This window comes from Streptomyces sp. STAM6, assembly GCF_054963715.1.
Window position 1 is genome coordinate 1 of the sequence record NZ_JBUEFZ010000056.1, and the last position, 26,970, is coordinate 26,970.

Annotated in this window: 22 protein-coding genes; 5 read left to right on the plus strand and 17 right to left on the minus strand. The window is 74.3% G+C overall.

Annotated features, from left to right (window positions below):
- Positions 1–230 precede the first annotated feature (230 nt).
- The 14 genes from rfaE2 to ACY34K_RS32560 all read right to left on the minus strand — a co-directional run bounded on the left by rfaE2 (position 231) and on the right by ACY34K_RS32560 (position 18,165).
- On the minus strand, positions 231–1,667 hold the full coding sequence (rfaE2, locus tag ACY34K_RS32495) for a D-glycero-beta-D-manno-heptose 1-phosphate adenylyltransferase (RefSeq protein WP_462753654.1): 1,437 nt from the start codon (positions 1,665–1,667) through the stop codon (positions 231–233).
- 14 nt (positions 1,668–1,681) lie between these two features.
- Positions 1,682–2,332 (minus strand): D-sedoheptulose-7-phosphate isomerase, encoded by a 651-nt coding sequence (locus ACY34K_RS32500; RefSeq protein ID WP_462753612.1) that lies wholly within the window; start codon positions 2,330–2,332, stop codon positions 1,682–1,684.
- Positions 2,333–2,477: 145 nt separating this feature from the next.
- Positions 2,478–3,743, minus strand: coding sequence for a glycosyltransferase (locus tag ACY34K_RS32505; RefSeq protein ID WP_462753614.1), 1,266 nt, complete (start codon positions 3,741–3,743; stop codon positions 2,478–2,480).
- On the minus strand, positions 3,740–4,705 hold the full coding sequence (locus ACY34K_RS32510) for a glycosyltransferase (protein WP_462753616.1): 966 nt from the start codon (positions 4,703–4,705) through the stop codon (positions 3,740–3,742). Before ACY34K_RS32510 ends, ACY34K_RS32505 begins: the two co-directional genes overlap by 4 nt.
- A 203-nt stretch (positions 4,706–4,908) precedes the next feature.
- On the minus strand, positions 4,909–6,576 hold the full coding sequence (locus tag ACY34K_RS32515) for a carbamoyltransferase family protein (RefSeq protein ID WP_462753618.1): 1,668 nt from the start codon (positions 6,574–6,576) through the stop codon (positions 4,909–4,911).
- Between the two features lie 84 nt (positions 6,577–6,660).
- Positions 6,661–7,629, minus strand: a complete 969-nt coding sequence (locus ACY34K_RS32520; RefSeq protein ID WP_462753620.1) for a UDP-glucuronic acid decarboxylase family protein — start codon at positions 7,627–7,629, stop codon at positions 6,661–6,663.
- Positions 7,630–7,779: 150 nt separating this feature from the next.
- A complete protein-coding gene (locus ACY34K_RS32525) occupies positions 7,780–8,874 on the minus strand; it encodes a carboxylate-amine ligase (protein ID WP_462753622.1) in 1,095 nt (364 codons plus the stop codon).
- Positions 8,875–8,935: 61 nt separating this feature from the next.
- Positions 8,936–9,946 carry a glycosyltransferase family 9 protein gene (locus tag ACY34K_RS32530; protein ID WP_462753624.1) on the minus strand — a complete coding sequence of 337 codons (1,011 nt, stop codon included), beginning with the start codon at positions 9,944–9,946 and terminating at the stop codon, positions 8,936–8,938.
- On the minus strand, positions 9,943–10,950 hold the full coding sequence (locus ACY34K_RS32535; protein WP_462753626.1) for a glycosyltransferase family 9 protein: 1,008 nt from the start codon (positions 10,948–10,950) through the stop codon (positions 9,943–9,945). The genes ACY34K_RS32530 and ACY34K_RS32535 overlap by 4 nt, the downstream gene beginning before the upstream one ends.
- Complete coding sequence (locus ACY34K_RS32540) at positions 10,947–11,489, minus strand: D-glycero-alpha-D-manno-heptose-1,7-bisphosphate 7-phosphatase (RefSeq protein WP_462753628.1); 543 nt, start codon at positions 11,487–11,489, stop codon at positions 10,947–10,949. Before ACY34K_RS32540 ends, ACY34K_RS32535 begins: the two co-directional genes overlap by 4 nt.
- On the minus strand, positions 11,486–12,490 hold the full coding sequence (locus ACY34K_RS32545; protein WP_462753630.1) for a glycosyltransferase family 2 protein: 1,005 nt from the start codon (positions 12,488–12,490) through the stop codon (positions 11,486–11,488). Before ACY34K_RS32545 ends, ACY34K_RS32540 begins: the two co-directional genes overlap by 4 nt.
- 103 nt (positions 12,491–12,593) lie before the next feature.
- Entirely contained in the window at positions 12,594–14,957 is a 2,364-nt protein-coding gene (locus ACY34K_RS32550) for a S9 family peptidase (RefSeq protein WP_462753632.1), read from the minus strand.
- Positions 14,930–16,714 (minus strand): N-acetylglutaminylglutamine amidotransferase, encoded by a 1,785-nt coding sequence (locus ACY34K_RS32555; protein ID WP_462753634.1) that lies wholly within the window; start codon positions 16,712–16,714, stop codon positions 14,930–14,932. Before ACY34K_RS32555 ends, ACY34K_RS32550 begins: the two co-directional genes overlap by 28 nt.
- Before the next feature lie 164 nt (positions 16,715–16,878).
- A complete protein-coding gene (locus tag ACY34K_RS32560) occupies positions 16,879–18,165 on the minus strand; it encodes an MFS transporter (protein ID WP_462753636.1) in 1,287 nt (428 codons plus the stop codon).
- Positions 18,166–18,461: 296 nt separating this feature from the next.
- Between ACY34K_RS32560 and ACY34K_RS32565 the strand changes: the two genes are divergently transcribed.
- Positions 18,462–19,376, plus strand: coding sequence for a D-alanyl-D-alanine carboxypeptidase family protein (locus ACY34K_RS32565; RefSeq protein WP_462753638.1), 915 nt, complete (start codon positions 18,462–18,464; stop codon positions 19,374–19,376).
- Between the two features lie 74 nt (positions 19,377–19,450).
- Here ACY34K_RS32565 and ACY34K_RS32570 read toward each other — a convergent pair whose 3' ends face one another.
- The 3 genes from ACY34K_RS32570 to ACY34K_RS32580 form a co-directional block, all read right to left on the minus strand.
- Positions 19,451–19,642, minus strand: a complete 192-nt coding sequence (locus ACY34K_RS32570; protein ID WP_462753640.1) for a hypothetical protein — start codon at positions 19,640–19,642, stop codon at positions 19,451–19,453.
- A 1-nt stretch (position 19,643) separates the two neighbouring features.
- Positions 19,644–20,963 carry an MFS transporter gene (locus ACY34K_RS32575; protein WP_462753642.1) on the minus strand — a complete coding sequence of 440 codons (1,320 nt, stop codon included), beginning with the start codon at positions 20,961–20,963 and terminating at the stop codon, positions 19,644–19,646.
- A 270-nt stretch (positions 20,964–21,233) separates the two neighbouring features.
- Positions 21,234–22,016 carry a DeoR/GlpR family DNA-binding transcription regulator gene (locus ACY34K_RS32580; RefSeq protein ID WP_462753644.1) on the minus strand — a complete coding sequence of 261 codons (783 nt, stop codon included), beginning with the start codon at positions 22,014–22,016 and terminating at the stop codon, positions 21,234–21,236.
- 286 nt (positions 22,017–22,302) lie between these two features.
- Between ACY34K_RS32580 and ACY34K_RS32585 the strand changes: the two genes are divergently transcribed.
- The 4 genes from ACY34K_RS32585 to ACY34K_RS32600 form a co-directional block, all read left to right on the plus strand.
- Positions 22,303–23,814, plus strand: a complete 1,512-nt coding sequence (locus tag ACY34K_RS32585; RefSeq protein ID WP_462753646.1) for an FGGY family carbohydrate kinase — start codon at positions 22,303–22,305, stop codon at positions 23,812–23,814.
- Positions 23,807–25,285: an FGGY-family carbohydrate kinase gene (locus ACY34K_RS32590; protein WP_462753648.1), complete on the plus strand. Its 1,479-nt coding sequence runs from the start codon at positions 23,807–23,809 to the stop codon at positions 25,283–25,285. Before ACY34K_RS32585 ends, ACY34K_RS32590 begins: the two co-directional genes overlap by 8 nt.
- Positions 25,282–25,902, plus strand: a complete 621-nt coding sequence (locus ACY34K_RS32595; protein ID WP_462753650.1) for a histidine phosphatase family protein — start codon at positions 25,282–25,284, stop codon at positions 25,900–25,902. Before ACY34K_RS32590 ends, ACY34K_RS32595 begins: the two co-directional genes overlap by 4 nt.
- A gap of 23 nt (positions 25,903–25,925) precedes the next feature.
- Positions 25,926–26,970: 2-hydroxyacid dehydrogenase (locus ACY34K_RS32600; protein ID WP_462753652.1), on the plus strand; the 1,045-nt coding region annotated here is incomplete at its 3' end.

Sequence of the window (26,970 nt, forward strand, 5' to 3'; positions counted from 1 at the left end):
CCGAGCCCGGAGGGGCCACACCCCCACCCGCCGGCAGGCACGGCACGCGCGCCCGGAAGGGGCAGGGGACTCACCGGCAGGCACCGGACACGCGCCCGGAAGGCGGCGGCTCTACCCGCCGGCAGGCACCGCACCCGCACCCGGAAGGGGCACCCCCACCTGCCGGCAGGCACCGAACGCGCACCGTGAGGGGCAGGCCCACCCGCCGGCAGGCACCGCACCCGCGGGGCTCAGGCGCCGGGGCCGGGCGTGGACTGGGCGGCGCGGCGGGCCAGGAGCGTGGTGGAGCGGCCGTCGAGGTAGGGGAGGACGACCGCCTGGCCACCCCACGCGCGCAGCACCTCCGCCTCCGGGAGGTCCTCCGCGGAGTAGTCGCCGCCCTTCACCCACACGTCCGGCCGCAGCCGGTTCAGCAGTTCCGCCGGGGTGTCGCCGTCGAAGACGGCCACGGCGTCGACGCTGCCGAGCCCGGCGAGGACGCGGGTGCGGTCGGCGACCGGGTTGAGCGGGCGGCCCGGGCCCTTGAGGCGGGCGACCGACGCGTCGGAGTTGACGCACACGATCAGGCAGTCGCCGATGCGGCGGGCGCTCTCCAGCAGGCCGACGTGGCCCGCGTGCAGCAGGTCGAAGCAGCCGCCGGTGGCCACGACGGTGCCTCCGCGTGCCCGGATCCGTTCCGCGAGCGCGAAGGCGTCCGACGCGGGGACGGTCCGGGACGTCCGGGACTCGACCCGTGCCGGGGACAGCCGCGGTGTGCGCCACAGCGCGGGGTTCCCCGCGCCGCCGGCGGCGACGAACGCGGCGGCTTCGGCCACGGCCCGCTGTACCGCTTCTTCGGGCAGGGCGCCGTCCGCCAGCGCAGCGGCGGTCGCGGCGGCGAGGCAGTCGCCGGCTCCGCAGGGGTCGCCGTCCGCCCGGTACGGCGCCGGGACGAGCATCGGTGTTCCCGCGCCGGGCCGGGTCAGCAGGACTCCGCGCTCGCCGAGCGTCACGGCCACGGCCGCCGCTCGCCAGCGTTCGGCGAGTTCGGCGCCCCGCTCGGCGTACGCGCGCAGTGATTCGCCGCCGCCGCCGCCGGGGCCGTCGCCGTCGCCGGGGCTCAGGGCGAGGGTTTCCCGGGCGTTGGGGGTGACGATCCGGGTGCCGGGCACGGGTGGGTCGCCTCGGGGATGGGGGTCCCACACGACCGGCACCCGGGGGGCGACCGCAGCCAGCTGATCGCGGACCGCGCGTGCGGTGTGCCGCCCGTAGTCGGCGACGAGTACGGCGTGGGCCCGGGCGAGGGTGTCGCGCACGAGGTCGTCCGGTTCGCCGGGGTCGCCGCCTCCGCGGTCGATCCGTACGAGGGGGCGGCCGCTCGCCAGTACCCGGGTCTTGACCGGGAGTGTGCCGTGCAGGGGAAGCTCCACCAGCCGGACCCGGCCGCTGAGGGAGCGGCGTACCGCCTCGCTGGCGGGGTCGTCGCCGAGCGCGGTCACGAGCACCACGTCCCGCCCGTCGCGCGCCGCCAGTGTGGCGGCCAGCCCCGCGCCGCCGGGCCGGCGCCGGTCGCCGGTGACGTCGACGACGGGTGCGGGAGCGTCCGGGGCGAGCCGGGTGGAGACGCCCTCGACGTCCTCGTCCAGCAGGACGTCGCCGACCACCACCAGCGGCTGACGGGTCGTCATGACATGCTCGGCGGTCATGACATCCTCCGGGGTGCGGCGGCGACGGCGCGCGTCGCCCCGGGGGCCCGGGCGGGCCGCGCGGCGGCCAGGTCGAAGCACTCGCAGAGCAGGTGCACGGCGACCAGATGGGCTTCCTGCACGGTCGCCGTCGAGTCGGCGTCCACGCACAGGGCCTCGTCGGCGGCCTCGGCCAGGGGGTTCGGACCGGGGCCGGTCATCGCCCACACCCGCAGTCCTGCCGCCCGGCCGGTCGCGGCGGCGGCGATGAGGTTGACGCTGCGGCCTGATGTGGACAGCAGGACGAGTACGTCGCCGGGGCGGCCGTGGGCCGACACCTGGCGTGCGTACACCTGGTCGAATCCGTAGTCGTTGGCGATGGCGGTCATGCTGGACGTCTCCGCGTGCAGCGCGATGGCCGAGTGGGCGGGACGCTCCCGCTGGTAGCGGCCGACGAGTTCGGCCGTGAGGTGCTGGGCCTGGGCGGCGCTGCCGCCGTTGCCTGCCGCCAGCAGCCGTCCGCCCACGGGGAGCACGGCGGCCAGCTCGGCGCCCCACTGTACGACCTGTTCCAGGCTCTGCCGCCGGAACCGGCCGAGGGCGTCCTGCAGCGACTGGCAGTGCCGCCGCGCCGCGTCGAGTGCGAGGGGAACTGTGGAATCCGTCATGGCGTTCGGGCGTGCCGCGTTCGACCGGGTCCGAGGGGACGACGGGACGTCGGAACGGGCGGGGCCCGCACCTCCTTCGGGTGTCGGGGACGACCGGGCGGGTCCGGGGCCGGGGGCCGGGGGCTGACGGGCCGGGGCAGCGGGATCAGAGGGCCTCGGCGGCCGCGGGCCGGGCGGCGAGCACCGCCGCGTACACCGCTTCGGTGGCCGCGGCGACTCTCGTCCAGTCGTAGCGGCTGAGCACCCGGCGGCGGCCCGCCGCTCCGCACGCCGCCCGCTGCTCCGGGTCCGCCAGGAGTTCGCCCACCGCGACGGCGAGCCCGTCCGGGTCGCGGGGCGGCACCAGCCGTCCGGTGAGCGGGTCGACGACCGTGTCGAGCTGGCCGCCCACCGCGCTGGCCACCACCGGCCGGCCGCAGGCCATGGCCTCCAGCGGCACGATGCCGAACGGCTCGTAGTCCGCCGGGCAGAGCACCACGTCGGCACTGCGCAGCAGCGGCGCGACCGCGTCACTGGGCACCCCGCCGGTGAACCGGACGCGTTCGGTGACCCCGGCCATCCGGGCGATGTCGCGCAGCCGGCGTACTTCGGGGTCGTGCGCGATCAGTTCCGCCGGGGGGCCGCCGACCAGGAGGAGTTCCGCGCCGGGCAGCCGGCGCAACGCCGTGATGGAGACGGCGGCGCCCTTGCGGGGCACGAGCCGGCCCAGCTGGACCAGCCGGTGGCGCCGGTCGCCGTCGCGCTCGGCCGCGGGGCCGTCGGGGGAGAACTGCTCGGTGTCCACACCGCACGGCACGACGCTCACCTTGTCGGGGCTGATGTGCATCCGGCTCAGCTCGTAGACCTCGTCGTGGCAGGTCGCGATCACCCGGTCGCAGCCCATGCCCACTTCGGTCTCGCAGGCGATCCGGGCGGGGGGGCTGGTGTCGGCGTGCCGCTGGTGCCGCCGCTTCACCGTGCCCAGCGCGTGGTACGTGTGCACCAGCGGAAGACCCAGCTCCCGGGCCGCCGGCAGGGACGCCAGTCCCGACATCCAGAAGTGGGAGTGCACCACGTCGGGAGGGCGTGCCCGCCAGGCGTGGGCCAGCCAGCGGCCGAACGCGGGCATGTACGGCAGCAGTTCGTCCTTGGGGACGGGCCCGGGAGGGCCGGCCGGCACATGGTGCACCTCGACCCCCGGCCGCAGGGGTATGAGCTCCGGCAGGTCGCGGGCGTCGCGCCGGGTGTAGACCGTGACCCGGTGGCCCCGGTCGGCGAGGGCGCCGGCCAGGCGCGCGACATGGACGTTCTGGCCGCCCGCGTCCACGCCGCCCAGGGCGGCGAGCGGGCTCGCGTGCTCCGAGACGAGCGCGATGCCGAGCGAGCCGGTGCCGTGGCCGTCGCGGGGGTCGATGGGGCCGAGGGATGTCATGAGCGCACCTCCGTCATCACGCGCTCCCAGTCGTTCAGGAAGCGCTTGAGCCCGTACCGTTCGAGTGCGGCCTGGCGGGCCCGGGCGCCGTCCTCGGCGGCCGCCTCGGGCTCGTGCAGGTACCGCTGTGCGGCGCGCGCCAGTACCTCGGGCCGGGTGGACAGCGTTCCCGCGCCGGGCGGCACGGCCTCGATCGCCTCGGTCGTGGCCAGCGCCACGACCGGCATGCCGAGGTGCATCGCCTCCAGCAGGGAGAGCCCCAGCGACGTCCAGCGCACCGGGTGCAGGTACAGCCGTCGCCGGGCCATCGCGGTGTGCAGTTCGCGCTGCGGAAGGTCGGCGGTGCGGCACCGGTCCTCGGGCAGACCGAGATGTGCGGCGAGGCCCGCCGTGCGCATCCCGAACACGTCCAGGGGCACCGCCTCGCTCAGCGCGGGCAGCAGATCGGTGCCGGTGTGGCGTCCCCGCCGGACCGGCTCGTTGACCACCACGGCGGCACGCGCGATCTGTCCGGTGTACTGGTGACCGGGGTCGACGATGCCGTGCTCGACCACTGCGGTGCGGACCCCGCCGTTGTCCCAGAACAGCCGGTTGAAGTGGGTGACGTGCACCAGCGTCAGGTCGGTGCGGTCGGCGCACGGGTGGCGTGTGTCCGGCACGTTCCCGTCCGGTGCGTTGTGCTCCAGGTAGACGGCCGGCACATCGCGGCCGGGGCGCCGCCCGCCCAGCCATCGCTCGGCGAGCTCCTGCTCGTGGGGGCGCTGGAGCACGACCAGGTCGACCGGCTCCTCCCGCAATTGTCCGGGGGAGACCTCGCGCACCGAGTCCGGCCAGGAGAAGGTCCGGGCGCGGCCCAGTCCGTCCGCGTCCCGGGTGGGTGTGACCGGCACGAGGTAGGTGTGCGGGCCCTGGACGAAGGCGGTCGTCCAGGAGCCGTGCACGTGCCACAGCAGGATGTTCATGGGTCGCTCCTCGCGTCAGCGGCGTCGATGGAGTCGGCGGTCGGCGGTCGGCGGTCGGCGGTCGGCGTTCGGCGGTCCGGCGGTCCGGCGGTCCGGCGGTTCGGCGGTTCGGCTGGATGTCGGGTCGGCGGGGCCGGTGGCCCGGTGGACTCGGCGTTGTCCGGAGGCGGCCGCCGCGTCGGGCGGGGCTGCCTCCGGGGGCGTCAGCGGGCGGCGTCGTCGGTGTCGTCGGAGCGGAAGAAGTCTCCGCGCCGGATCGCGTACGGGCCGATGGCCAGCAGGTCGACGGGCGACGACCCGAAGCACTCCAGGGCGTCGCGCGGGTCGTCCACCATGGGGCGTCCGGCCGTGTTCAGACTGGTGTTGACCACCACGGGGAGGCCCGTCAGCCGCTCGAACTCGCCCAGCATGCGCGCCACGAGCGGCTCGGCCGCCCGGTCCACGGTCTGGATGCGCGCGGTGCCGTCGACATGGACGACGGCCGGGATGCGCTCCCGCCACTCCGGCGCCACGTCGTGCACGAACAGCATGTACGGGCTGGGCAGCGGGCCGTCGAAGATCTCCCGGGCCCGGTCGGCGAGCACCATCGGCGCGACCGGCCGGAACTGCTCCCGGCCCTTGACGTCGTTGAGGCGTTCCAGATTGCCCGCGTGGCCCGGGTGTGCCAGCAGCGAGCGGTGGCCGAGCGCCCTCGGCCCGTACTCCGCCCGCCCCTGGAACCACGCGACGATCTGGTTGCCGGCCAGTGCCTTTGCGACGGTCGCGGCGATGTCCGCCGGCCGGTCGAAGGGCACGGCGGCCGTCTTGAGCCAGGCCCCCAGCTCCGCGTCGGTCCAGTCCCGGCCCAGGTCGGCACCGTTCATCGGCTCCGGACCGTCCCCGCCGCCGGCCGCCAGCAGCAGCGCGCCGCCCAGCGCGGTGCCCGCGTCACCGGCAGCGGGCTGCACCCACACGCGGGAGAAGGGCCCCTCGCGGGCGATCCGGGAGTTGGCCACGCAGTTGAGGGCCACACCACCCGCCATGGTGAGCAGCGTGTCGTGGGTCTGGCCGTGCACCCAGCGCACCAGATCGAGCAGTGTCTCCTCCAGGACGGCCTGCGCGCTGGCGGCCACGTCCGCGTGGTCCTGGGTCCATGCCTCGTCGGCGCCCCGGGGCGGGCACAGTTCGTGCCACGGCACCCCGGTGGCGTGGAAGCCGCCGTCGCCCGTCGGGTACACGTACCGGCGCAGCTCGTCCCGCATGCGCGGCCGGCCGTGGGAGGCCAGCGCCATCACCTTGAACTCGTCCGATGAGCGCAGGAATCCGAGGTGCTCGGTGAGCTCCTCGTAGACGAGGCCCAGCGAGTGCGGCAGCTCCTGGGCGTGGAGCGCCTCCAGACGGTCGTGGACCCGGCGCGCCGCGAGGTGCGAGGCGCGCTCGCCGCGCCCGTCGAGGACGAGCACCGAGGAGGTGTCGGCGCCCTCCGCTGCGAAGGCCCCGGACGCGGCGTGCGCCATGTGGTGGGGCACGAACCGCACGACGGCGGGGTCGAGGCCCGGGAGAGCCGCCTTGAGGAAGCCGGGTGCCTCACGCGCGTACGTCTGCCGCAGGGGGTCCCACGGGTCGTCCAGCCCCATCGTGTCGGCGGGACGGGCCAGCTCGGGGTCGTAGGAGTACGCCACGGCGTCGAGGTCCTGCGGGCGCAGCCCCGCCCGCTTCAGACACCACGCGGCGGCCATCTCGGGCAGTTCCCAGGCGGAGAACGGCACGGGCCGTTTCCCGTGCTTGCGCCTGGAGAAACGTTCCTCCTCCGCGGCGGCGACGGTCCGTCCGTCAATCACCAGCGCGGCGGCCGGATCGTGGAAGAGTGCGTTGATTCCGAGAATGCGCATGGGGTCCTGGCCTTTCGGCGAGTGGGGGAGAGGGCGGTGCTCAGGAGGCGCCGGCCGGGCGCCGGCCGCTCGGGAGCCGGAGGCTCAGGACGTGCCGTCCAGGTGGGCGCGGAACCAGGCGATGGTCCGGCGCAGGCCCTCCTCGGCGGCCACGCGCGGCTCCCACCCGAGCTTGTCGCGCGCCAGGGTGATGTCCGGGCAGCGCACCGCCGGGTCGTCCGTCGGCCGCTCGATGAAGCGGATCTCGGAACGGGAGCCGGTCAGTTCGATGACCAGCCGGGCCAGGTCGAGCATGGTGATCTCGTCCGGGTTGCCGATGTTCACCGGACCGCGCAGCCCGTGGGCCGCCGCCGCGAGAACGCCGCGGACGGTGTCGTCGACGTAGCACAGGGACCGGGTCTGCCGGCCGTCGCCCGTGACCGTGAGGGGCTCACCGGCCAGCGCCTGCCGGACGAAGGTGGGCACCGCCCGGCCGTCGTGGCCGCGCATCCTCGGGCCGTAGGTGTTGAACAGCCGGACGATCCCGGCGTCGGTGCCGTGCGCCTCCGCCTGCGCGGTCGTCAGCGCCTCGCCGAACCGCTTGGCCTCGTCGTACACGCTGCGCGGCCCGACCGGGTTCACATTGCCCCAGTAGCGCTCGTTCTGCGGGTGCTGCTGCGGGTCGCCGTACACCTCGGACGTCGAGGCGAGCAGGAAGCGGGCACCGGAGCGGTGCGCGAGCGCCAGCGCGTTCCGGGTGCCGAGGCTGCCGGTCTCCAGCGTGTGCAGCGGCAGCCGCAGGTAGTCGGCGGGCGACGCCGGGGAGGCGAAGTGCAGTACCAGATCGGGCGGGCGGCCGACCGTGAACGGTTCCGCGACGTTGGCCTCCAGCAGGGCGAACCCCGGACGGTCCCGCAGCGCGGACACGTTCTCCGGGCGGCCCGTGCTGAAGTCGTCGACGCAGGTGACCGCCGCGCCCGCGTCCAGCAGCGCGGCGCACAGATGGGAACCGACGAAGCCGGCGCCGCCGGTGACGACGGCGTGTTCCCAGCTGCGCGGGAAGGCGTTGTTCATCGGAGCTCCTCGTGACGGTGCGGATCGCGAACGACGTGACCTCGCCCCCCTGGAGCCCCTACGAGCCCTCGTCCAGACTGGGCCGAACGGGGGCGGAGGGCGCGGTGGTGTACGCCGTTGGAGTGGTCACGGACGGTGAGGGCGGCGCCTTCAGGGCGCTACCGTCTCCGTGATCAGCAGCTCGGCGAGCGCGGGCATGCCGCCCTCCTCCAGCGCGCGCCGCTGCAGATCGGCCGCCGTTCCCTGCTGCAGCAGCCGGTGCACCAGGGAGGTGACCTCCCGGGTGTCGCCGGAGTCCTCCAGAGCCGGGGTCAGGTGGTCGATCAGCTGGGCCAGGACGTCGCCGGCCCGGCGGGAACGGCCGTCCGGGTCCACGAGCAGACCGCTCAGGCCGAACCGGGCGGCGTGCCAGTTCGAGGCCTGGAGCAGCTCCGGGGTGCACTCCGGCACCGGGGCGCCCGCCTTCTCGTCCCGCAGGGCCGTGTCGACCATGGCCCGGACGAGGCCGGCGAACATCACCGCGTTGTCGGCCCGCAGCTGTACGTCGAGACAGCGCACCTCGACCGTGGGGAACCGCTCGGAGAGCCGGGCCTCCCAGTAGAGCTGGCCCGTGTCGCTGATGATCCCGGAGTCCACCAGCGTCCCGATGCGCCGCTGGTGGTCGTCGAGGCCGTAGAACCGCGGTGGTGGCCCGCTCACCGGCCAGCGGCCGAAGATCACGGTCCGCCAGCTGGCGAAGCCGGTGTCGTGGCCGTCCCACAGGGGGGAGTTCGCCGACATGGCCACCAGCGTGGGCAGCCAGACGCGGATCCGGTTCAGCACGGCGACACCGGCCTCCCGGTCGGGCACGGCCACGTGCACGTGCATGCCGTTGACCAGCTGTTCGGCGACCAGCTGCGGAGCCTGGGAGCGCATCGCCAGATAGCGGGCCGATTGGGTCACCGGTACCGGCGCCGTCTCCCGGAAGGGGGCGGTGGCGCAGGCGGCGATGCGGCAGCCGTTCTTCTCGGCGGCGCTGCCCAGAGCGTGGCGCAGGCGCAGGAGGTGGCCGCCGACCTCGTCGAGGTCCGTGCACACGGGCGTGGCCACCTCGACCTGGGCCTGGAGCAGCTCGCTCTGGACCTCCTGGTCGTCGACGATCGGTTCCAGACCGGCCGCCGCGCGCACCGGATCCGCGAGCGGCACGGGCAGGCAGGTGACCGGATCGAGCAGCAGGTACTCTTCCTCGACCCCAACGGTGATCATGTGCCGGCGAGTACCCCCGACAGTCGGTACGAACCGGCGAAGGACGCGCTGACCACCGTAATCATCCGGTCGGCCGATCCCGTGTGGCGCCGAGGACGGCGCCGTGCCCGGGGGCGGGGCGCGGTACTCCGGGATGGCCGGTGACGGCCTTCAGTACGTCGTCCGGCTGGATGCGCAGCAGAAGCGGGTCCGGTTCCGCGCCGTGCGGATCGCCGGGCGGGCCGGGATGCCACAGCGCCACGTGCCGGGTGCCCGGCGGAGGTCCCCACAGGCGTGGGGCGACGGGTCCGAAGAGCGTGACGGACGGTCTGCCGTGGGCGACCGCGAGATGGGCGATGCCCGTGTCGCCGCTGACCACGGCCGAGGAGCCCGCGATCAGCGCGCCGAGCTCGTCGAACGGCAGCCCGCCGCGGAAGACGTCCGGGCCGTCCGGCTCCGCCGTCCCGGTCCCGGCCACGCGGGCCAGGAGCGCGTCCTCACCGGGCCCACCGGTGACGGCCACGCGGTAACCCCGCCGCAGGAGACCCCGTACGACCGCGGCGTACCGCTCGGCGGGCCAGCGGCGCGCGCCCGAGTCGGCGCCGGGGTGCACGACGACCGCACCCGGCGCCGGGGAGGCCTGCAGGGGCGCGGCCAGGCGGAGATCGGACGGGTCCGCGGGAACGCCGTACCACTCCAGCAGCCGGCACCAGCGGTCCCGCTCGTGCTCGGCGGCGGTCCACTCCGGCCCGTCGACCTCCGGCGTGTCCGGGTGTGCGAACGCCATCAGCCGCCCGGGGCGCAGCCGCTGCAGCAACTGGTGGCTGGGCGGTCCGTTGCCGTGCAGGTCGACGGCCACCTCGGGCGGCGGCCCCGTCCAGTCGAGTGTGCGCGGCACCGCCCGGCCGGGTGCCGACGCGGGCAGCAGCCGGTCGACGGCGCCCGTGGCGGCCGCCGCCCGGGCCAGTTCCCCCGGCGCGGCCAGCACGATCTCGTACGCCGGGAAGGCTCGCCGCAGCGCCCGCAGCGCGGGCACCCCGGCCAGCAGGTCGCCCAGGCCGAGCGCCCGCAGCACCAGCAGCCGCGACGTCACGACGGCTCCTCCAGCAGCTTCTCCACCGCTGCCAGCACGTCCTCGGCGGTCACCTCGTCGAGGCACGGATGGCCGGGCACCGGGCAGACCCGGGCGCGGGAGCCCGCGCACGGGGCCCGCTGATCACCGAGGAGTACGTGCGGCACACCGTACGGGCCCCAGCGCTCGGCCGGGACGACCGGGGAGAACAGAGAGACGATCGGTGTGCCCACGGCGGCGGCGAGGTGTGCCGGGCCGGTGTTGCCGGTGACGACGGCGCCCGCTCCCGCCAGCACCGCCGCGAGTTGCGGGGGCTCCGTCCCGCCTCCCAGGTCCAGCCCGTCACGGCCCGCGACGAGCGCGGTCAGCTCCCGCTCGTCCGGGCCGCCCGTCACCACGACCCGGTGGCCCGCACCGGCCAGCAGCCGTACCGCCTGGGCGCACCGCTCGGGACTCCAGCGGCGGGCGGCCACCGTGGCACCGGGGTGCACCACCACATAGGGCCCGCGCCCGGTCAGCTCGGGGGCGTCCGGGGCGTGCCGCACCCGCAGCCGCCCGTCGTCGCCCGGCGGCCGGGGGAATCCGGCCGCCTCCGCGAGATCCAGGGCCGCCTCCGCCTCGTGGGCGCGCGGAGCGCGCCGGTGCCGCACGTCCAGCAGGGCCCCCGGGAAGTCCACGCTGTCGGCGGCGATGTGCCGGACGCCCGCCATGCGCAGCAACAGCGCGGCGGGCAGCGGGCTCTGGTGGAAGGACGTCAGGACGAGCGCCGCGTCCGGACGGAGATCCGCCACCCGGTCCACCAGCCGGTCGACCCCGGCCCGGTCCACCGGCGGCGGGTCGAAGCCCACCCACGGCGCCTCCCACACCAGCACCTCGTCGACGCCGGGCAGCAGACCGGCCGCCGGGGCCCCGCGCGGACCGCACAGCAGCGTCACGCGGTCGGCCCGGTGCGCGACCGCCCGCACGGCGGGCCCGGCCAGCAGCACGTCCCCGAACGAGTCCAGGCGGACGACCAGCGCCCTCATCGGGGCCGCTTCCGCGGGCCGGGCTCGTCCAGCGCGTGGCGCACCGCCGCCAGCAGGTCCGGGAAGACCCGCGGCGCGGCCGCCACCTCGTCCGCCAGGGTCCGCTCCGTGGGCACCATCAGCCCGCGCGCGCCGGCCGCCCGGGCGGCACCCATGTCCGCGCCGATGTCGCCGATCACCACGCACGCCTCCGGCCGCACGCCGAGCCGGCGCGCCGCCTCCAGGACCAGTCCCGGGGCCGGCTTGCGGCACCCGCAGCCGTCGTCCGGCAGATGGGGGCAGTGGACCCACACGTCCAGCGGCCCCAGCAGCGCCTCGACCCGGGCGTTGACCCCGCGCACCTCCGCCTCGCTCAGCAGCCCCCGGCCGATGCCCGACTGGTTGGACACCACACCGGCGGCCACGCCGTGCGCCCGCAGCAGCCGCAGCGCCTCGCGGGCCCCCGGCATCGGCCGGACCCGGTCCGGGTCGCCGTTGTACGGGACGTCCTCGACGAGCGTGTCGTCCCGGTCGAAGAGCACAGCCGCCGGGCGGGTCATACGCCACTGCCCTCCCAGCGTCCGGCACTTCGGTGACGCAGCTCGCCGCTGACCCGGTGCCAGGTGGCGACGGCCGGGATCAGCGCGCTGGTCACGGCCATGGTGAGGAGCTCGTCCGCCGTGCGGGGGCCGGGCGCGATCCGCGCCCGGGCGAACTCGGCCGTCCCCAGCGCCCAGCCGGCCGCGGCGACCGCCGCCGCCCTTCTGCGCCCGGCCGCGGTCAGCGCCAGCGCGGCGAACCCCGCCGCGGTGATCGCCGCGTGCCGGCGGATGCGCCCGCGCGGGGCGGCAGCCCGTTCCCACCAGCCGGGGCCGTGCAACCGGAGCATGAGCGCGTCGTCGGCGTTGCCCCGCTGCACCCGCAGCGACACCCAGCGGTCGGCGGGCCGTACCGGATGCTGCGTGCGCCGTTCGCCGCGCCCGATCCGCCATCCCGCGTCCATGATCCGCAGAGCCAGGTCCGCGTCCTCCCGGAACGCCCGGGGGAAGCGTTCGTCGAACCCGCCGACCGCCCTGAGCGCCACCGTCCGGTACGCCATGTCGGCCGTCGCCCACAGGGCGTCCTGGAGCCCGGCGGTGTTCCGTTCCCAGTCCGTGGGCCGCCGGTCGGCCGGGAGCGGCACCTCCAGGACGCCCTGCACACCTCCGGTGTCGGGGGAGGCCTCCGCCAGGTCCCGCACCAGCTGCTCGCGCCAGAAGGCACTCACCCGCACGTCGTCGTCGAGAAGGACCGTCCACGGGTCGTCCACCGCACGCAGCCCGGTGTTGCGGGCCGCCGCGGGTCCGCGCCCGCCGCTGCGCAGCACGATCGCCCGGTCCGCGAGCTCGCCCAGCGCCGCGACCGGCAGCTCCTCGCCCCGCCGTCCGGGGCGGTCGTCGACGAGCACGATGCGGTGCGGCTCGGGCCCCTGACTGGCGGCGAGGGCGGAGAGACAGTCCACGAGACAGGGCCGGCCGATGGTGGGAACCACCACGGCGTACGAGGCGAGCGAAGGGATCATGTGACCACGCCTCCAGATCCTCCGGGCACCGGTTCCGGCCCCTTGGGTACGGAATGCTCAACTGATGTCACTTTATGCATATATAGCCGGGGTGTGCAGTTGGTCAGCCGAGCAGATGCCGCTCCATCCAGTCCGCGGCCGTCCGCCGGAACAGCCGCCGGTTGTCCGCCCGCCGGAACTCGTGCCCCTCGTCCCGCAGCGTCAGCAGCTCCGCCTCGTACCCCCGCTCCCGCGCCGCGCGCACGAACTGCTCCGACTCGCCCGGCGGCACGTTCGTGTCGTGCTCGCCGTGCACCGCGAGGAGCGGCACCCGCAACTCGTCGATGCGGCTCATCGGGGACAGCGTCCGCAGCAGCTCCCGGTCGCGCTCCGGATGGCCGTACTTGTACGCGGCCGACTCCGCGATCCAGGGCTCGGTCTCCGCGAAGAACGTCGCGAAGTCCGACATCCCGCAGACCGCCACGCCGGTCCGGAAGACGAACGGGTGCCACACCAGCGAAGCCATCGTCAGGTACCCGCCGTACGAACGGCCCATCACCGCGAGCCGCCCGGGATCGGCCCGCCCCGTCTGGACCGCGTAGGCCGCGCAGTCGGCGACGTCCTGGATGGCCGCGAACCGCCCCGTGCCGAGATCGGAGTCCACGAACGACCGTCCCCACCCCGACGAGCCCCGCACGTCCGGGGCGAACACGTCCAGACCGCGGCCCAGCAGCTCGTGGTACAGCGGCTCGAACACGGGCCGCTCCTGTTCCTCGGGACCGCCGTGCAGATGGATCACGCACGGCGCGGGAAGATCGGGGCCGGGCCGGGGGGCCCGGTAGTACCAGCCGCCGAGCCGCAGCCCGTCGCGGGCCGGCGGTCGCAGCGGAACCGGCCGCACCGGCGGCCGTCCGGGTGGCACGGCGTCCTCGTCGCGGGACGACCACGGCGTACGTGCGGGCGACGACGCGCCCGGCAGCCACCACACCCCGGGCCGCCGCTGCGAACCCGAGAGGGCCAGCACCAGGCCGGCCGGCCCGGACCGGGCGATCCGGGTGACCACCTCGTGCGGCAGCTCCACACGCCGCGCCGGCCCGAGCACGGGCGGGGGCTCCACCTCCGTCAGGGTGGCCTCCCACCACTCGGGCAGGGGAGCCCCGGCCGTCACCGGGCCGGTCACCGGCGCGCTTGCCGCGGACGTGAGCGTGAGGCCGGGCGCTCCGTCGAGAGGGGCAGCGGCCGCCGTGTCCGCGTCTTCCCGCACGGCCGTCGCGAGAGCGGCCGTCCCCGCGGGGGGACCGGGGTGCACCGCCAGCCCCTGGGCCAGGTCACCCGGGGATCGGTGGGACGCGACCGGGAGACTCACCGGAGTGCCGTCCATGGGAGCGGCCCCGTCCGCACGGGCCACCGGCTCCGGTTCCTGCTCCGGCGTGGGCAGGGGGACCGTCTCCAGCTCGCTCGCGCCGCGCACGTTCCAGGCCAGCGCGGCCGTCCGGCCGCCCTCCGCGAACGACAGCAACTCCAGGTCGCAGCCCTCCCGTTCGGCCGCGACCCACAGGGCCGTGCGGTCGCCGTCCGCGTCCAGCGCGGCCACCAGCAGGGCGGCGAACTCACGGTCGTGATCGCTGCGCAGCCACAGCAGACGGCCGTCGGGGGAGAACCGGCCGATCCAGGGATCCCCGTCCGCGACCCGCAGCACACTGGCCGTCCCCAGGTCCGCCGTCCGCAGCACCACGGCCTCGCGCCGGCCCCGGGGGCCCCGGCGCAGGAGAGCGAGGCCGCCGTCCTCGCTCAGGTCGCACACCCGCAGTGTCGCCGCTCCCGTCTCCCTGGCCAGCAGCACGGGCGAGGCGGCACCCTCCGGATCGACGAGATAGGCCGCCAGCCGGTCGCTCGCCCCGGCCGGTCCCTCCGGCGTGGGCCGCCCCACGACACCGTGGTGCGCACCGCCCAGCAGCGTGGCGGTGCCGTCCCGGTCCGCCCAGCCGGGGGGCAGCTCCACCAGACCGGGCTCGGGGTCCCGGTGGGGGGAGGGGGGTTCGGCGACCGTCACGGCGACCGTGGAGCCGTCGCGAGCCCAGCAGCCGAGGTACGCCGACGTGCCGGAGTCCGCGCCCGCCACGATCCGCCGTCCCGTGCCGTCCGGCCGTACGCACAGCACCCGGCTGTGCTCGCCGCCGCCCGGGGCCACGGTGTACGCGATCCAGCGGCCGTCGGGCGACCAGGACACCTCGGTCACCGGATCGGGGTCGGTGTCCAGCAGGTGCAGATCACCGCCGCCGGACCGGCCCGTCCAGAGCTGCGGCACCCCGGTGCGGTCGCAGATGAAGGCCACGTACTCGCCCGCCGGATCCGCCGACGGGTACCAGCACCCGTGCGAGATCAGCGGCTGGGGCGTGTCCCGCAGACCCGCCGCGTCGGCGAGCACAACGGGTACGGGGGCCGCCGCCGCGGCCTCGGTCAGCTGATTCCGTGCGTCTGCAGCCATATCTCCAGCAACGCTACGTGCCACAGGGCGTTCGCCCCGCGCTTCGTACGGTGTTCGTCGGGGGCCGCGAGCAGCTCGGCGATGTACTCCTCCCGGAAGATCCCGCGCGCCCTGGCCTCGGGTGCGGTCACGGCCTGGCGCACCCGTTCGAGGACGGGACCCGCCATGTGGCGGATGGCCGGCACGGGGAAGTAGCCCTTGGGCCGGTCGACCACGTCACGGGGCAGTACGGTCCGCCCGGCGTCCTTGAGCACGCCCTTGCCGCCCTGTGCGAGCTTCAGCTCCGGAGGGCAGGCGGCGGCGAGCTCCACCAGCTCGTGGTCGAGGAACGGGACCCGGGCCTCCAGGCCCCAGTCCATGGTCATGTTGTCGACCCGCTTGACCGGGTCGTCGACCAGCATCACCTCGGCGTCCAGCCGCAGCGCGGCGTCCAGGGCCGTTTCGGCGCCCGGCTCCGCCATGTGCTCGGCGACGAACCGGCCCGACACGTCGTCGCCGTGGAGCGCGTGCGGCTGCAGGATCCGCGCCAGATCGGCGTGCGGCCGGTCGAAGTACACCTCCGCGTACGTCTCCGGCTCCCGCTCCCGCGGCACGGCGGCCATGGCGGGGTACCAGTGGTAGCCCGCGAACACCTCGTCCGCGCCCTGGCCGCTCTGCACGACGCTCACCTCCTTGGAGACGAGCTCGGACAACAGATGGAACGCCACCACGTCATGGCTGATCATCGGCTCGCTCATGGCCGCGATCGCGCCGTCCAGGGCGGTCGACACCCGGTCGGAGGGGACCATGAGCTGATGGTGCTCGGTGCCGTACAGCCGGGCCACCAGGTCGGAGTACGCGAACTCGTCGCCCTCCTCGCCGCCCTCGGCCTCGAAGCCCACACTGAACGTCGCCAGATCCCGTTGGCCCTCCTCGGCGAGCAGCGCCACGATCAGGCTGGAGTCCAGGCCGCCGGAGAGCAGCACCCCGACGGGCACGTCGGCCACCATGCGGCGGCGCACCGCGGTCCGCAGCGCGTCCAGCACGGCGTCGCGCCAGTCGGCCGCGTCCATTCCCGCGTGTTCGGGGCGGCGCGTGTATTCCGGCCGCCAGTAGCGGTGGTCCTGGTGTCTGCCGTCCGGCTCGATCACCCGCACCGTCGCGGGGGGCAGCTTGCGGACCCCGTTCAGCACCGTGCGCGGGGCCGCCACCGTGGCGTGCCAGCTGAGGTACTGGTGCAGCGCCACCGGGTCCAGGGAGGTGTCCACGCCGCCGCCGGCCAGCAGCGCGGGCAGCGTCGACGCGAAGCGCAGCCTGCCGGGGGAGTGGGCCAGATAGAGCGGCTTGATGCCCAGCCGGTCGCGGCCCAGCACCACACGACCGGAGTCGTTCTCCACGATCACGAAGGCGAACATCCCGATCAGGTGGTTCACGCAGTCGGTGCCCCACTCCCGGTACGCCTTCAACAGCACCTCGGTGTCCGACGTGGAGAAGAAGCGGTACCCGCGGGCCCGCAGCTCCTCCCTCAGCGCCTGGTAGTTGTACACGCACCCGTTGAAGACCCCGGTCAGCCGGGTCTCCGGGTCGGCCATCGGCTGGGCGCCGCGCTCGGACAGGTCGATGATCTTCAGTCGGCGGTGGCCCAGTGCCACCGGGCCCTGCGACCACATGCCCCGGCCGTCGGGCCCGCGGGCCGCAAGCCGATCGGTCATCCGCTCGACCGCCGCCAGATCGGGCCGCCTGTCGTCGAACCGGATCTCACCACTCAGCCCGCACATCCGGCTCACCCCCCAGCGGCGCCGGCGCCTCCCCGGCCTCCTCCTCGCGAGCTCTGGTCACGTTCACGGCTACTCCTCGCAGACATCAGAGCGGGGCGCTTCCCTGCGCCGCTCTCCGGCGTGGGGGCCCGCGCTGGTCCGCCGGGTTCCCCGTTGATCCCGGACTAAGCCCGCGCGGTCCGCACGGCTTCGACGGGCGGGGCATCGTCGCAGGTCAGCGGCCTGGACCCGGAACGTTCCGCCCAGCGCACCGCAGGTCCCACGGCGAGGCCCGCCCCGAGGAACAGACCGCCCAGCAGCAGCCAGCCCGGCACGCCCCAGGTGAGGACCAGCGCGGTGAGCAGGACCGGCCCCAGCATCCGCGCCACCGGCACACCGGTGCCGAAGAAGCCCTGGTACTGCCCCTGCCGCCCGGCCGGCGCGAGGTCGAAGGCGATCTGCCAGGCCCCTGCCGACTGCCGCATCTCGCCCCACACCTGGAGTGCCGCTGCCGCCAGGAGCACCGCCACCGCCGTCCACGCCGGACCGCCCACCACCCCGGACAGCGCGAACACGGCGCACGAGGCCAGCATCATCGCGCCGCCCGACCGCACCGTGCGCACCGCGCTCGGCAGACCGGTCACCGCCGACGCCGCACGCACCTGGAAGAGCATCACCGCGGCGGTGTTGAGGATCAGCAGCGCCGACACCGTCCAGCCCGGTGCCGCCGTGCGCTGGACCACCCACAGCGGGATCGCCAGGCTGATCAGCGGCATGCGCAGCAGCATCACCATGTTGAGGAACGTGACCAGGGCGTAGGGGCGGTCCCGCAGCACGGCGAGCTTCCTGCCGCGCCGCCCGGCCACGCCGCCGCCGGGCGGATCCACGGTGACGGCCGGCGCGGCCGGCAGCCACCACAGCAGCAGCGCGCACAGTCCGAACGCCACGGCGTCCACCCCGAGCACCGCGAGGTACGCGCCGGCCGTGCCGAAGTGCAGCGCCACCGCGCCGAGGGCCGCGCCCACCGCCAGACCGGCGTTCGCCGTCGACTGCAGGTGCGCCAGAACGCCGGTGCGCTCGCCCGGCGGCACCAGCGCCGCGAGGAGCGACTGGCGGGCCGCGGCGAGCCCGCACTGGGCTGTCGCGTAGACACAGACGACCAACAGGAAGAGCCCGAAGGACCGGACGAGGAGAAGGGCGGCGACCGAGACCGCCGTGGCCGCCGCCAGCAGCACCGCGGTACCGCGCGGCCCGCGCCGGTCCGCCACGTGCCCGAGCGGCACACCGGCGACCGCGCCGATGGCCCAGGCGGCGGTCAGGCCGAGTCCGATCTGGGCCGCCGACAGGCCCACGACCCGTGCGAAGTACAGCGCCGAGCAGACGTAATAGGCGCCGTCGCCCACGGAGTTGACCAGCTGGGCGAGCGCGAGGCGCCGGGTCGGCCCGGCGGCGGGGAAGAACCTCGGGGACATGACGGCTCCTCAGGCGAGGGGAGGGGGACGACCTCAACCTAGAGCCCCCAGTGGCCCATGCCCTGGGACACTTGAGTTCCTTGGGGCTGGGCCACTTCGGGAACCGGGGCATACGGCCGCCGGCGGAGGCGGGACACCGCCGCGGACCGGAGCGCCTCGGGACGCAATTGGGTTCCCCGGCCGTACATCCTTGCGGCCGTCTCACGAGTCTCGTATCGGGGCCGCCTCTTCTGGCGGTCCCGTTTCGACGCATTTGCGAACTCGGAGCGTTTTCTTTGATATCAACCAAGAGAGGCGTGCGCAGAGCCGCCACGCTGGTTGCCGCGAGCGGTCTGCTCCTGACGGCGTCGCCGCTTGCGGCGCCCGCCCAGGCGGCCGTGCCGATCCCGAGCATCAGCGCCAAGGGCGGGTTCCTGCTCGACCAGGCCGACGCCAAGCCCATCTACGGCAAGGCCAACGACACACGCCGCCAGATGGCCAGCACCACCAAGCTGGTCACGGCCATCGTCGTGCTCACCACGCCCGGTGTGGACCTCAACCGCAAGGTGACGGTCAAGCAGGAGTACCGCGACTACGTGGTCCGCAACGGCGCCAGCACCGCCGACCTGCGGACCGGTGACAAGCTGACCGTCGGCCAGCTGCTGTACGCGACGATGCTGCCGTCCGGCTGCGACGCCTCGTACGCCCTCGCCGACGCGTTCGGCACCGGTACCACCAGCGCCGCCCGCACCAAGTCGTTCATCGGCAAGATGAACGCGAAGGCGACGCAGCTCGGCCTGAAGAACACCAAGTTCGACTCGTTCGACGGCATCTCGACGACCGGGAACAACTACACCACCCCGTGGGACCTCGCGAAGCTGGCGCGCCACGCCTTCAGCTCCGCGGCCTTCCGCAACGTCGTCAAGGCCACCTCGTACAAGACGACCGCGACGACCAGCACGGGCGGCACCCGCACGTACACCTGGTACAACACCAACAAGCTGCTGGGTTCCTACAGCGGTGCCGTCGGCATCAAGACCGGCACCGGCACCGCCGCGGGCCCCTGCCTCGTCTTCGCCGCCACGCGCGGCACGAAGACGTACGTCGGTGTGGTGCTCAACGGCACCGACCGCTACAACGACGCGGCGAAGCTGCTCGACTTCGGCTTCGGCTCGACCACCGCGCGCAGCATGCAGCTGCGGTCCCTGCCGGCCGGCGCCCAGCAGGACTGACGCACGGCGGCAACACAGGAAGGCCCCCGTACGCCGTTCGCGTACGGGGGCCTTCCCCCGCGTCGTGTCCGATGTCAGCCCAGGTCCTTGCGGCGCACCGGCCCCGGTCCCGGCTTGGGGACCTGCCGGCGTCCGTCCTCCGGCCGGGCCGGAGCCTCTCGGGCCGGCTCGTCGCGGCCACGGCCCTCGGGCCGGCCGGACCTGGCGCGCCGGTCCCTGCCCGGGTCCCGTCCGCCCTCCGCCTGGGAGGGAGTCTGCTCGCTCATCTCACGCCTCCGGGGAATCGCTCTCCGCCCGCCGTGCCGGGCCGGGGTCCGACGAGTACCCGGGGAGCTTGAGGAAGAACGCCATCACCGCACTCGCCAGATACAGCACGGCGAAGATCCACATCACGCCCGGGACACCGAGCGGACCGAGGAAGAGACCCACCAGTGCCGGGCCCACGAAGGTGCTGGCCCCCGCGCCCAGGTTCAGTGCCGACATCGCCTGCCCCTTGTGCGCCGGGTCCAGCGACGGCATCAGCGCGGACAGCGGAACGTAGCCCGCGAGCGTCGCGCCGAAGAGGCTCACCAGCACCAGGGCGAGGGCGTAGTTGTCCCCGGCCGACACCGTGCCGTAATACAGCAGCAGGGTGGTCACCGCGCAGCCCACACCGCCGAACCAGGCGACGGTCCGCTGCCAGCCGATCCGATCGCCCACCACCCCGAAGATCAGATTGAAGAAGATGTTGGTCGCGAACATCGCCGACAGCAGTTGCAGCCACTCGCTGAGCGAGAAGCCGAGCGTGTCGGTGAAGAAGACCGGGAGGAAGACCAGAAAGCCGAACTGCGGCGCCGTGTTGATGGTGCGCACCAGCGCTCCCGCGCCGATCCGGGGGTTCCGCCAGATGATGGCCAGCGAGCCGAGCAGGGTGGCGACCGGGCGTTCCCCGGCGGGGGCGAGCCGCTTGCGGCCGGTCTCCTCGCGTACGAGCAGCAACGCGATCAGACCGCCCGCCACCACCAGGCCGAGCGAGAGCCACAGCGTGCTGTACGCGCCGAACCGCGGCACCGCGAAGCTGGCGACCAGTGAACCCAGCGTCGGCAGGCCACCGGTGAACGCGAACCAGAACCACCCCACCGCCGAGCCGAGCCGGCGCTTCGGCGTCACGGCCGTCACCCACACCAGGAAGCCGTACGCGAACAGCGGATAGCCGAACCCGCGCAGACCGTAGCTGATCAGCAGCAGGCCGAAGTCGACCGCCGGTACCGCGAAGACCAGGCAGACCACCTGGAACGCCGCCCAGAGGCCCAGGCCGAGCATCATCACGCGGCGCGGACCCCACAGGTCCGACAGCGCCCCGGAGAACCAGGCGGCGATGCTCGCGGTGACGCCGTAGACGCTGAACAGCAGCGCCACCCGCTCCTTGGACATTCCCTCGTCCAGCAGATACGGCGACAGATAGCCGGACTCGACACCGTCACCGATCATGAAGATCAGGACACCGAGAAAACCCCAGGCGAGTGTTTTGGGAATGCCGATCCGATCGAGCCAGTGCTCGCCGGGCTTTTCCGCGGCGGAGGACGACGGGTCCAGAACGACGGCCACGAGAACCACCTTTTTCGTCAGGTCGGGAAGTGGAGCGCCAAGGCGTCACGATGAAACGGCCGTGTGACATGGGCGTCAATGCGCGGGAGAAATACCCCGCGGTGAGAGCCGGCCGTGGCGTGAAATCGACCTTGAAGCGCCTCGCCCCGCCGCTGTGACGGTGAGATCGGCGCAGGTCAGTGGATTGCCCGTGGCCGACTGGCCGACGAAGCCCGAGTTAAGAGAGTGTGACGTTCACGTGTGATCCGCGCGCGGGACGGCGGTCCGTGCTCACTGCCCGGTGTCGACCGTGCGGACGTCGACACCCGTGTCACGCAGCCGCCGCACCTCGCCCGCCGGTGCCGCGTCGTCCACGAGCACCAGGTCGAAGTCGGTCAGCGGCGCCAGCGCGTACAGGCCCTGATTGGCGAACTTCGTATGGTCGATGAGCAGCACCCGGCGCGCCGCCGAAGCCATCATCGCCCGCTTGACCTGCACCGTCTCCGGAGACATGTGGTAGCAGCGGCCCCCGGTCACCGCCGTCGTCGACATGAACAGCACATCCGCCCGGAACGACTCGACGCTGTGCGCCGTGTGCAGCCCCATGAAGGCGTCGTACGCCGGGAAGTACGTGCCGCCCAGCGCGATCAGCGACACCCCGGGCTCCCTGGCCAGCGCCGACACCGCGGGCAGCGAGTTCGTGATCACGGTGAGCGGTGTGTGATCGGTCATCTGCTGCGCGAGGCTCAGGCACGTCGTGGAGTCGTCCAGCATCACGATCTGGCCCGGCGCCAGGAGCTCGGCGGCGGCCCGCGCCAGCCGGTGCTTGGTCTGCGCCATCGTGGTCATGCGCTCGCTGACGCTGCCGTGGAACTGCGTCGACGGCAGCGAGCTCGCCCCGCCGCGCACCTTGCGCAGCCACCCTTGCGACTGCAGCGCGTCGAGGTCGCGGTGGATCGTCATCACACTGACGCCGAACTCCTCCGCCAGCTCCGAGGTGCGCACGAACCCCTTGTCGGTCACCAGGTCGCGCAGCCTGCGCCGGCGTTCCTCCTGGGCGTCCATACGGGTCATGCCGCCTCTCCTTTCCGGTTCACTCCCCCGCGCGGGGTGGACAGGCGCGGGGGCGGGGCGGGAACGTGTGATGTGAACCTCACGTGAACTTAACACGACAGCGGCACGTCGCCGCCGGGCGGAGCCACCGCACGGGCCGATCTCACACGGCGGTCGCGCCGGGCCGCGGGATAATTCCCGGGCCGATTGACGCTCCGCCGGGTGGCGCGTTTCGCTGTCGTCCGCGAGCCGGCCATGCGTCCGGTCCGGTGGCACGGCCTTTGCGAAGGGGCAGGTAATTCGAGTCATGTCGGTTCTCACCATCGACGTCGGCACATCGGTCATCAAAGCCGTCGTATTCGACGACCAGGGCCGGGAAACAGCGCTTTCCCGCATCGGTACGGAAGTGCTGCGGCCCCGACCCGGCTGGGCCGAGCAGGACATGGACGCCGTGTGGAACGGCGTCGTGTTCACCGTGCGCAGCGCCCTCTCCCAGCTGGGTCCGGACCACGACCGGGTCTGGCTCGTGAGTTTCACGGCCCAGGGGGACGGCTGCTGGCTCGTGGACGGCGACGGCCGCCCCACCGGCCCGGCGATCCTCTGGTCCGACGGGCGGGCCGGGGACCTGCTGACTCGCTGGGCCGCCGACGGCGTCCTGGAGGAGGCCTATCGCCGCAACGGCTCCCTGACCTGCAGCGGAATGCCGAACGCCGTGATCGGTTGGCTCGCCGAGCACGACCCCGGACGCCTGGAGCGCTCCCGCACGGCACTGACCGCGGCCGGCTGGCTGTTCCTCAAGCTCACCGGCGTCACGGCCATCGACGAGTCGGACGCGTCGGCGCCCTTCCTCGATCACACGACCGGGGACTACGACCCCGCCGTGCTCGACCTGTTCGGACTGGCGTGGGCCCGCCGCCTGCTTCCCGACGTCCTGGGCGAGAACGAGCGGATCGCCGAGATCACCTCACGCACCGCCGGTGAGCTGGGGCTGCCCGCCGGGCTGCCCGTGGTCATGGCCCCGTACGACATCGCCGCCACCGCGCGCGGCGCCGGAGCCGTCGAGCCCGGCCAGGCCTGCGGCATCCTCGGCACCACGCTCTGCACCGAGATCGTGACCGGCGAGGTGGACACCACCGGCGAGCCGTGCGGCATCAACATCGCCTACCGGGGCCGGGGCCGCATCCTGCGCGCCTTCCCCACCCTCTCCGGCACCGAAGTCCTGGACTGGGCCTCCCGCACGCTCGGCACCGACGGCCCGGCCGGCCTCGGCCGGCTCGCCTTCGGGGCCGAACCGGGAGCCGGCGGGCTGGCCTTCCTCCCCTATCTCTCACCCGCCGGGGAGCGCGCCCCCTTCCTCGACCCCCGCGCACGCGGCAGCTTCTGGGGGCTCTCCCTGGACCACTCGCCCGCCCACCTCGCCCGCGCCGTCTTCGAAGGTCTGTCGCTCGTCGTGCGCGACTGCCTCGGAGCCTCCGGCACCGACGTCCACGAACTGCGTCTGTGCGGCGGCGGGTCCGCCAGCGACGAGTGGTGCCGGCTGATCGCCGACGTCACCGGCGTCCCCACCGCCCGCAGTTCCGACACCGAACTCGGGGCCAAGGGCGCCTTCCTCACCGGGCTCGTCCTCAGCGGTGCCGAGAGCAGCATGCGGACCGCGGCCGACACATATGTCCGCATGCGCTCGCGCTGGGAACCCGACCCGGAGCGCCGCGCCCTCTACGACGAGCTCTACGACTCCTTCCTCACCTGGCGCGGCGCCGCCCGCTCCCTCGGCTGGGCGCCCGCCCCCACCTCCGCACAGAAAGCCCCGCATGTCTGACTCCACGGACGCCGTCCACCTCGGCCTCGACCTCGGCACCCAGAGCGCCCGGGCCGTCGCCCTGGACAGCACCGGCCGGCTGCTGGCCGCCGCGTCCCGCCCGCTCACCGGCCACCGCGACGGCCCACGCCACGAACAGGACCCCGAGCAGTGGTGGTCCGCCCTCGCGGCCGCCTGCCGCGAAGCCCTCACCGGCATCGCCCCCGAACGCGTCCGGGGCCTGGCCGTCGACGCCACCTCCGGCACGATCCTCCTCGCCGACCCCGACGGCCGGCCCCTCACCCCCGGCCTCATGTACGACGACGTCCGCGCCCGCGCGTACACCGGGCGCGTCAACACCCTGGGGGAGCCGGTCTGGCGGGAGCTCGGCTACCGCTCCATGCAGCCGTCCTGGGCCCTGCCGAAACTGCTCTGGCTGCTCGACAACACCGACTTCCCGGACGCCCGGCTGCTGCACCAGGCCGACCTGATCACCTGGCGGCTGGCCGGGGAACAGCTCGCGAGCGACGCCAGCCACGCCCTCAAGACGGGCTACCACCTGATCGACGACCGCTGGCCCGACGCCGAACTCGGCACGCTCGGGGTACCGGCCGGCCTCCTCCCGGACGTCGTACCGCCCGGCACGGTCATCGGCACCGTCTGCGCCGCGGCGGCCACAGCCACCGGCATCCCCGCCGGCACCCCGATCGTCGCGGGCATGACCGACGGCTGCGCGGCCCAGATCGGCGCCGGAGCCCTGACCCCCGGCGCCTGGAACTCCGTCCTCGGCACCACCCTCGTCCTCAAGGGAGCCAGCCCCCACCTCGTACGGGACCCCGGGGGAGTGGTCTACTGCCACCGCGGCCCCGGCGGCACCTGGCTCCCCGGCGGCGCCTCCAGCAGCGGCGCCGGAGCCCTCGCCGGACGCTTCCCCGGAGCCGACCTCGACGCCCTGACCGCCGCGGCCGCCGCGACCGGATCCACCGCAGTCATCTACCCCCTCGCCGGGCCGGGCGGTGAACGCTTCCCCTTCCGCGCCCCCGACGCCGCCCCCTTCACCCTCGGCGACCCCGCGGGCGCCGCCGAGGAGTTCCACGCCCTGCTGCTCGGCGTCGCCTGCGTCGAACGGCTCTGCTTCGACTACCTCGACCACATCGGCGCACCCGTCGACGGCCCGCTCACCCTCACCGGCGGAGGCGCCCGCAACCCCTACTGGAACCGGCTGCGCGCCGGCGTCCTCGGCCGCACGGCGGCCCTCCCCGAACACGCCGAGAGCGCCACCGGCATGGCCGTGCTCGCCGCGACCGCCGCCGGCACCCCCCTGGAGGACGCCGCGGCCGCCATGGTGCGCGTCCGCGAGGAGATCCGTCCCGACCCGGCGCACACGGCCCGGTACACCCCCGTCTACCTCGACTTCGTCGACGAACTCACCCGGCGCGGCCTGCTCGACGCGGCCGTGGCGGAGCACGCCCGCGGAAAGGCCGAGCAGTGACCGACTTCGTCCTCGTACGCCACGGCGAGACCGCATGGCACGCGGAGAACCGCTACGCCGGCCGCACCGACGTGCCGCTGACCGAACTCGGCCACAAACAGGCGGCCACCCTCGGCGCCTGGGCCGCCGGACAGCGGCTCGACGCGGTGCTCTGCTCGCCCCTGTCCCGGGCCCGCCTCACCGCCGAACCCGCCGCCACCGCGCTGGGCCTCCTCCCACGCGTCGACGAACGGCTGTACGAGGTGGACTTCGGCCGCGGCGACGGGCTGACCCGCGCCGAGATGGCCGAGGAGTTCCCCGACGAGCTGGCCGCCTTCCTCGACGACCCGGTGGCCCACCACCTGCCCGGCGGGGAGGACCCCGCCGAGGCGGCCGCCCGCGGCATCGCCTGCCTGGAGGAGACCGAGCGGGAACTGCCCGACGGGCGCGTCCTCGTCGTCGCCCACTCCACCCTCGTACGGCTGGTGCTGTGCGAGCTCCTCGGCATCCCCCTGTCCCGCTACCGCCAGGTCTTCCCCGCCCTGGAGAACGGCGCCCTCACCGAACTGCGCCTACGGGCGGGCCGGGCCTCCCTGCTCAGGCTCAACGCCCCCGCCACCGCCCTGCCCGCACACTGACCCCCACCGACTGGAGCACCACCGTGACCACCACCGTCCTCGCCGCCGGCGACCACTTCGTCCTGCCCGGCCTGCTCGGCCAGGAACTGCGCGCCGCCGCCCCCGACGCCGACCTCGACGTACGGGAGCTGCGACTTCCCTGGCCGCACACGCCCTTCGGCCCGGTCGCCGAGGTCGACGAGGCCTCCGGCACCGAGGACGAGATGATCGAGGCGCTGCGCGGCGCCCGGATCTGTGTCACCCAGCTGGCCCCGCTGACCGAGCGTGTGCTGGAGGCCTGCCCCGAACTGGAGCTGTACTGCGTCAGCCGCGGCGGTCCCGTCAACGCCGACCTCGCCGCCGCGACCCGGCACAAGGTCGCCGTCTGCTACGCCCCCGGCCGCAACGCCGTCGCCACGGCGGAGCACACCCTCGCCCTGCTGCTCGCCGCGGCCCGGGGCCTCGGCGACGTCCACACCGACCTCCGGCACGGCACTTGGCGGGGCGACTACTACGACTACGACAACTGCGGCATCGAGATCGACGGATCGGTCGTCGGCCTGGTGGGCTTCGGCGCGATCGGTTCCCGCGTGGCGAGCGTCCTGGTCGCCATGGGCGCCACCGTCCTGGTCCACGACCCCTACGTGAAGCCCGAGGCCGTGGAGGGCATCGCCGAACTCGTCACCCTGGACGAGCTGCTGAGCCGCTCCCGCATCGTCTCGCTGCACGCCCGTGTCACGGGCGAGACCAAGGGCATGATCGGCCGGGCACAGATCGCCGCCATGCCGCGAGGCTCGGTGCTGGTCAACTGCGCCCGCGGGGCGCTGCTGGACTACGAGGCCGTCTGCGACGCCCTGGACGCGGGACAGCTCGCGGGAGCCGGGTTCGACGTATTCCCCGTGGAGCCCGTCCCGGCCGGCGCCCGCCTGCTGAGCACCCCCGGAGTGGTCCTCACCCCGCACATCGCCGGCGCCAGCCGCCAGGTCGCCCACAAGGCGGCGCGGATCGTGGCGGGCGAGGCGGGCCGGTTCCTGCGCGGCGAGCCGCTCCTGCACTGCGCGAACCCGGAGGTCGTCCCGACCCTGGGAG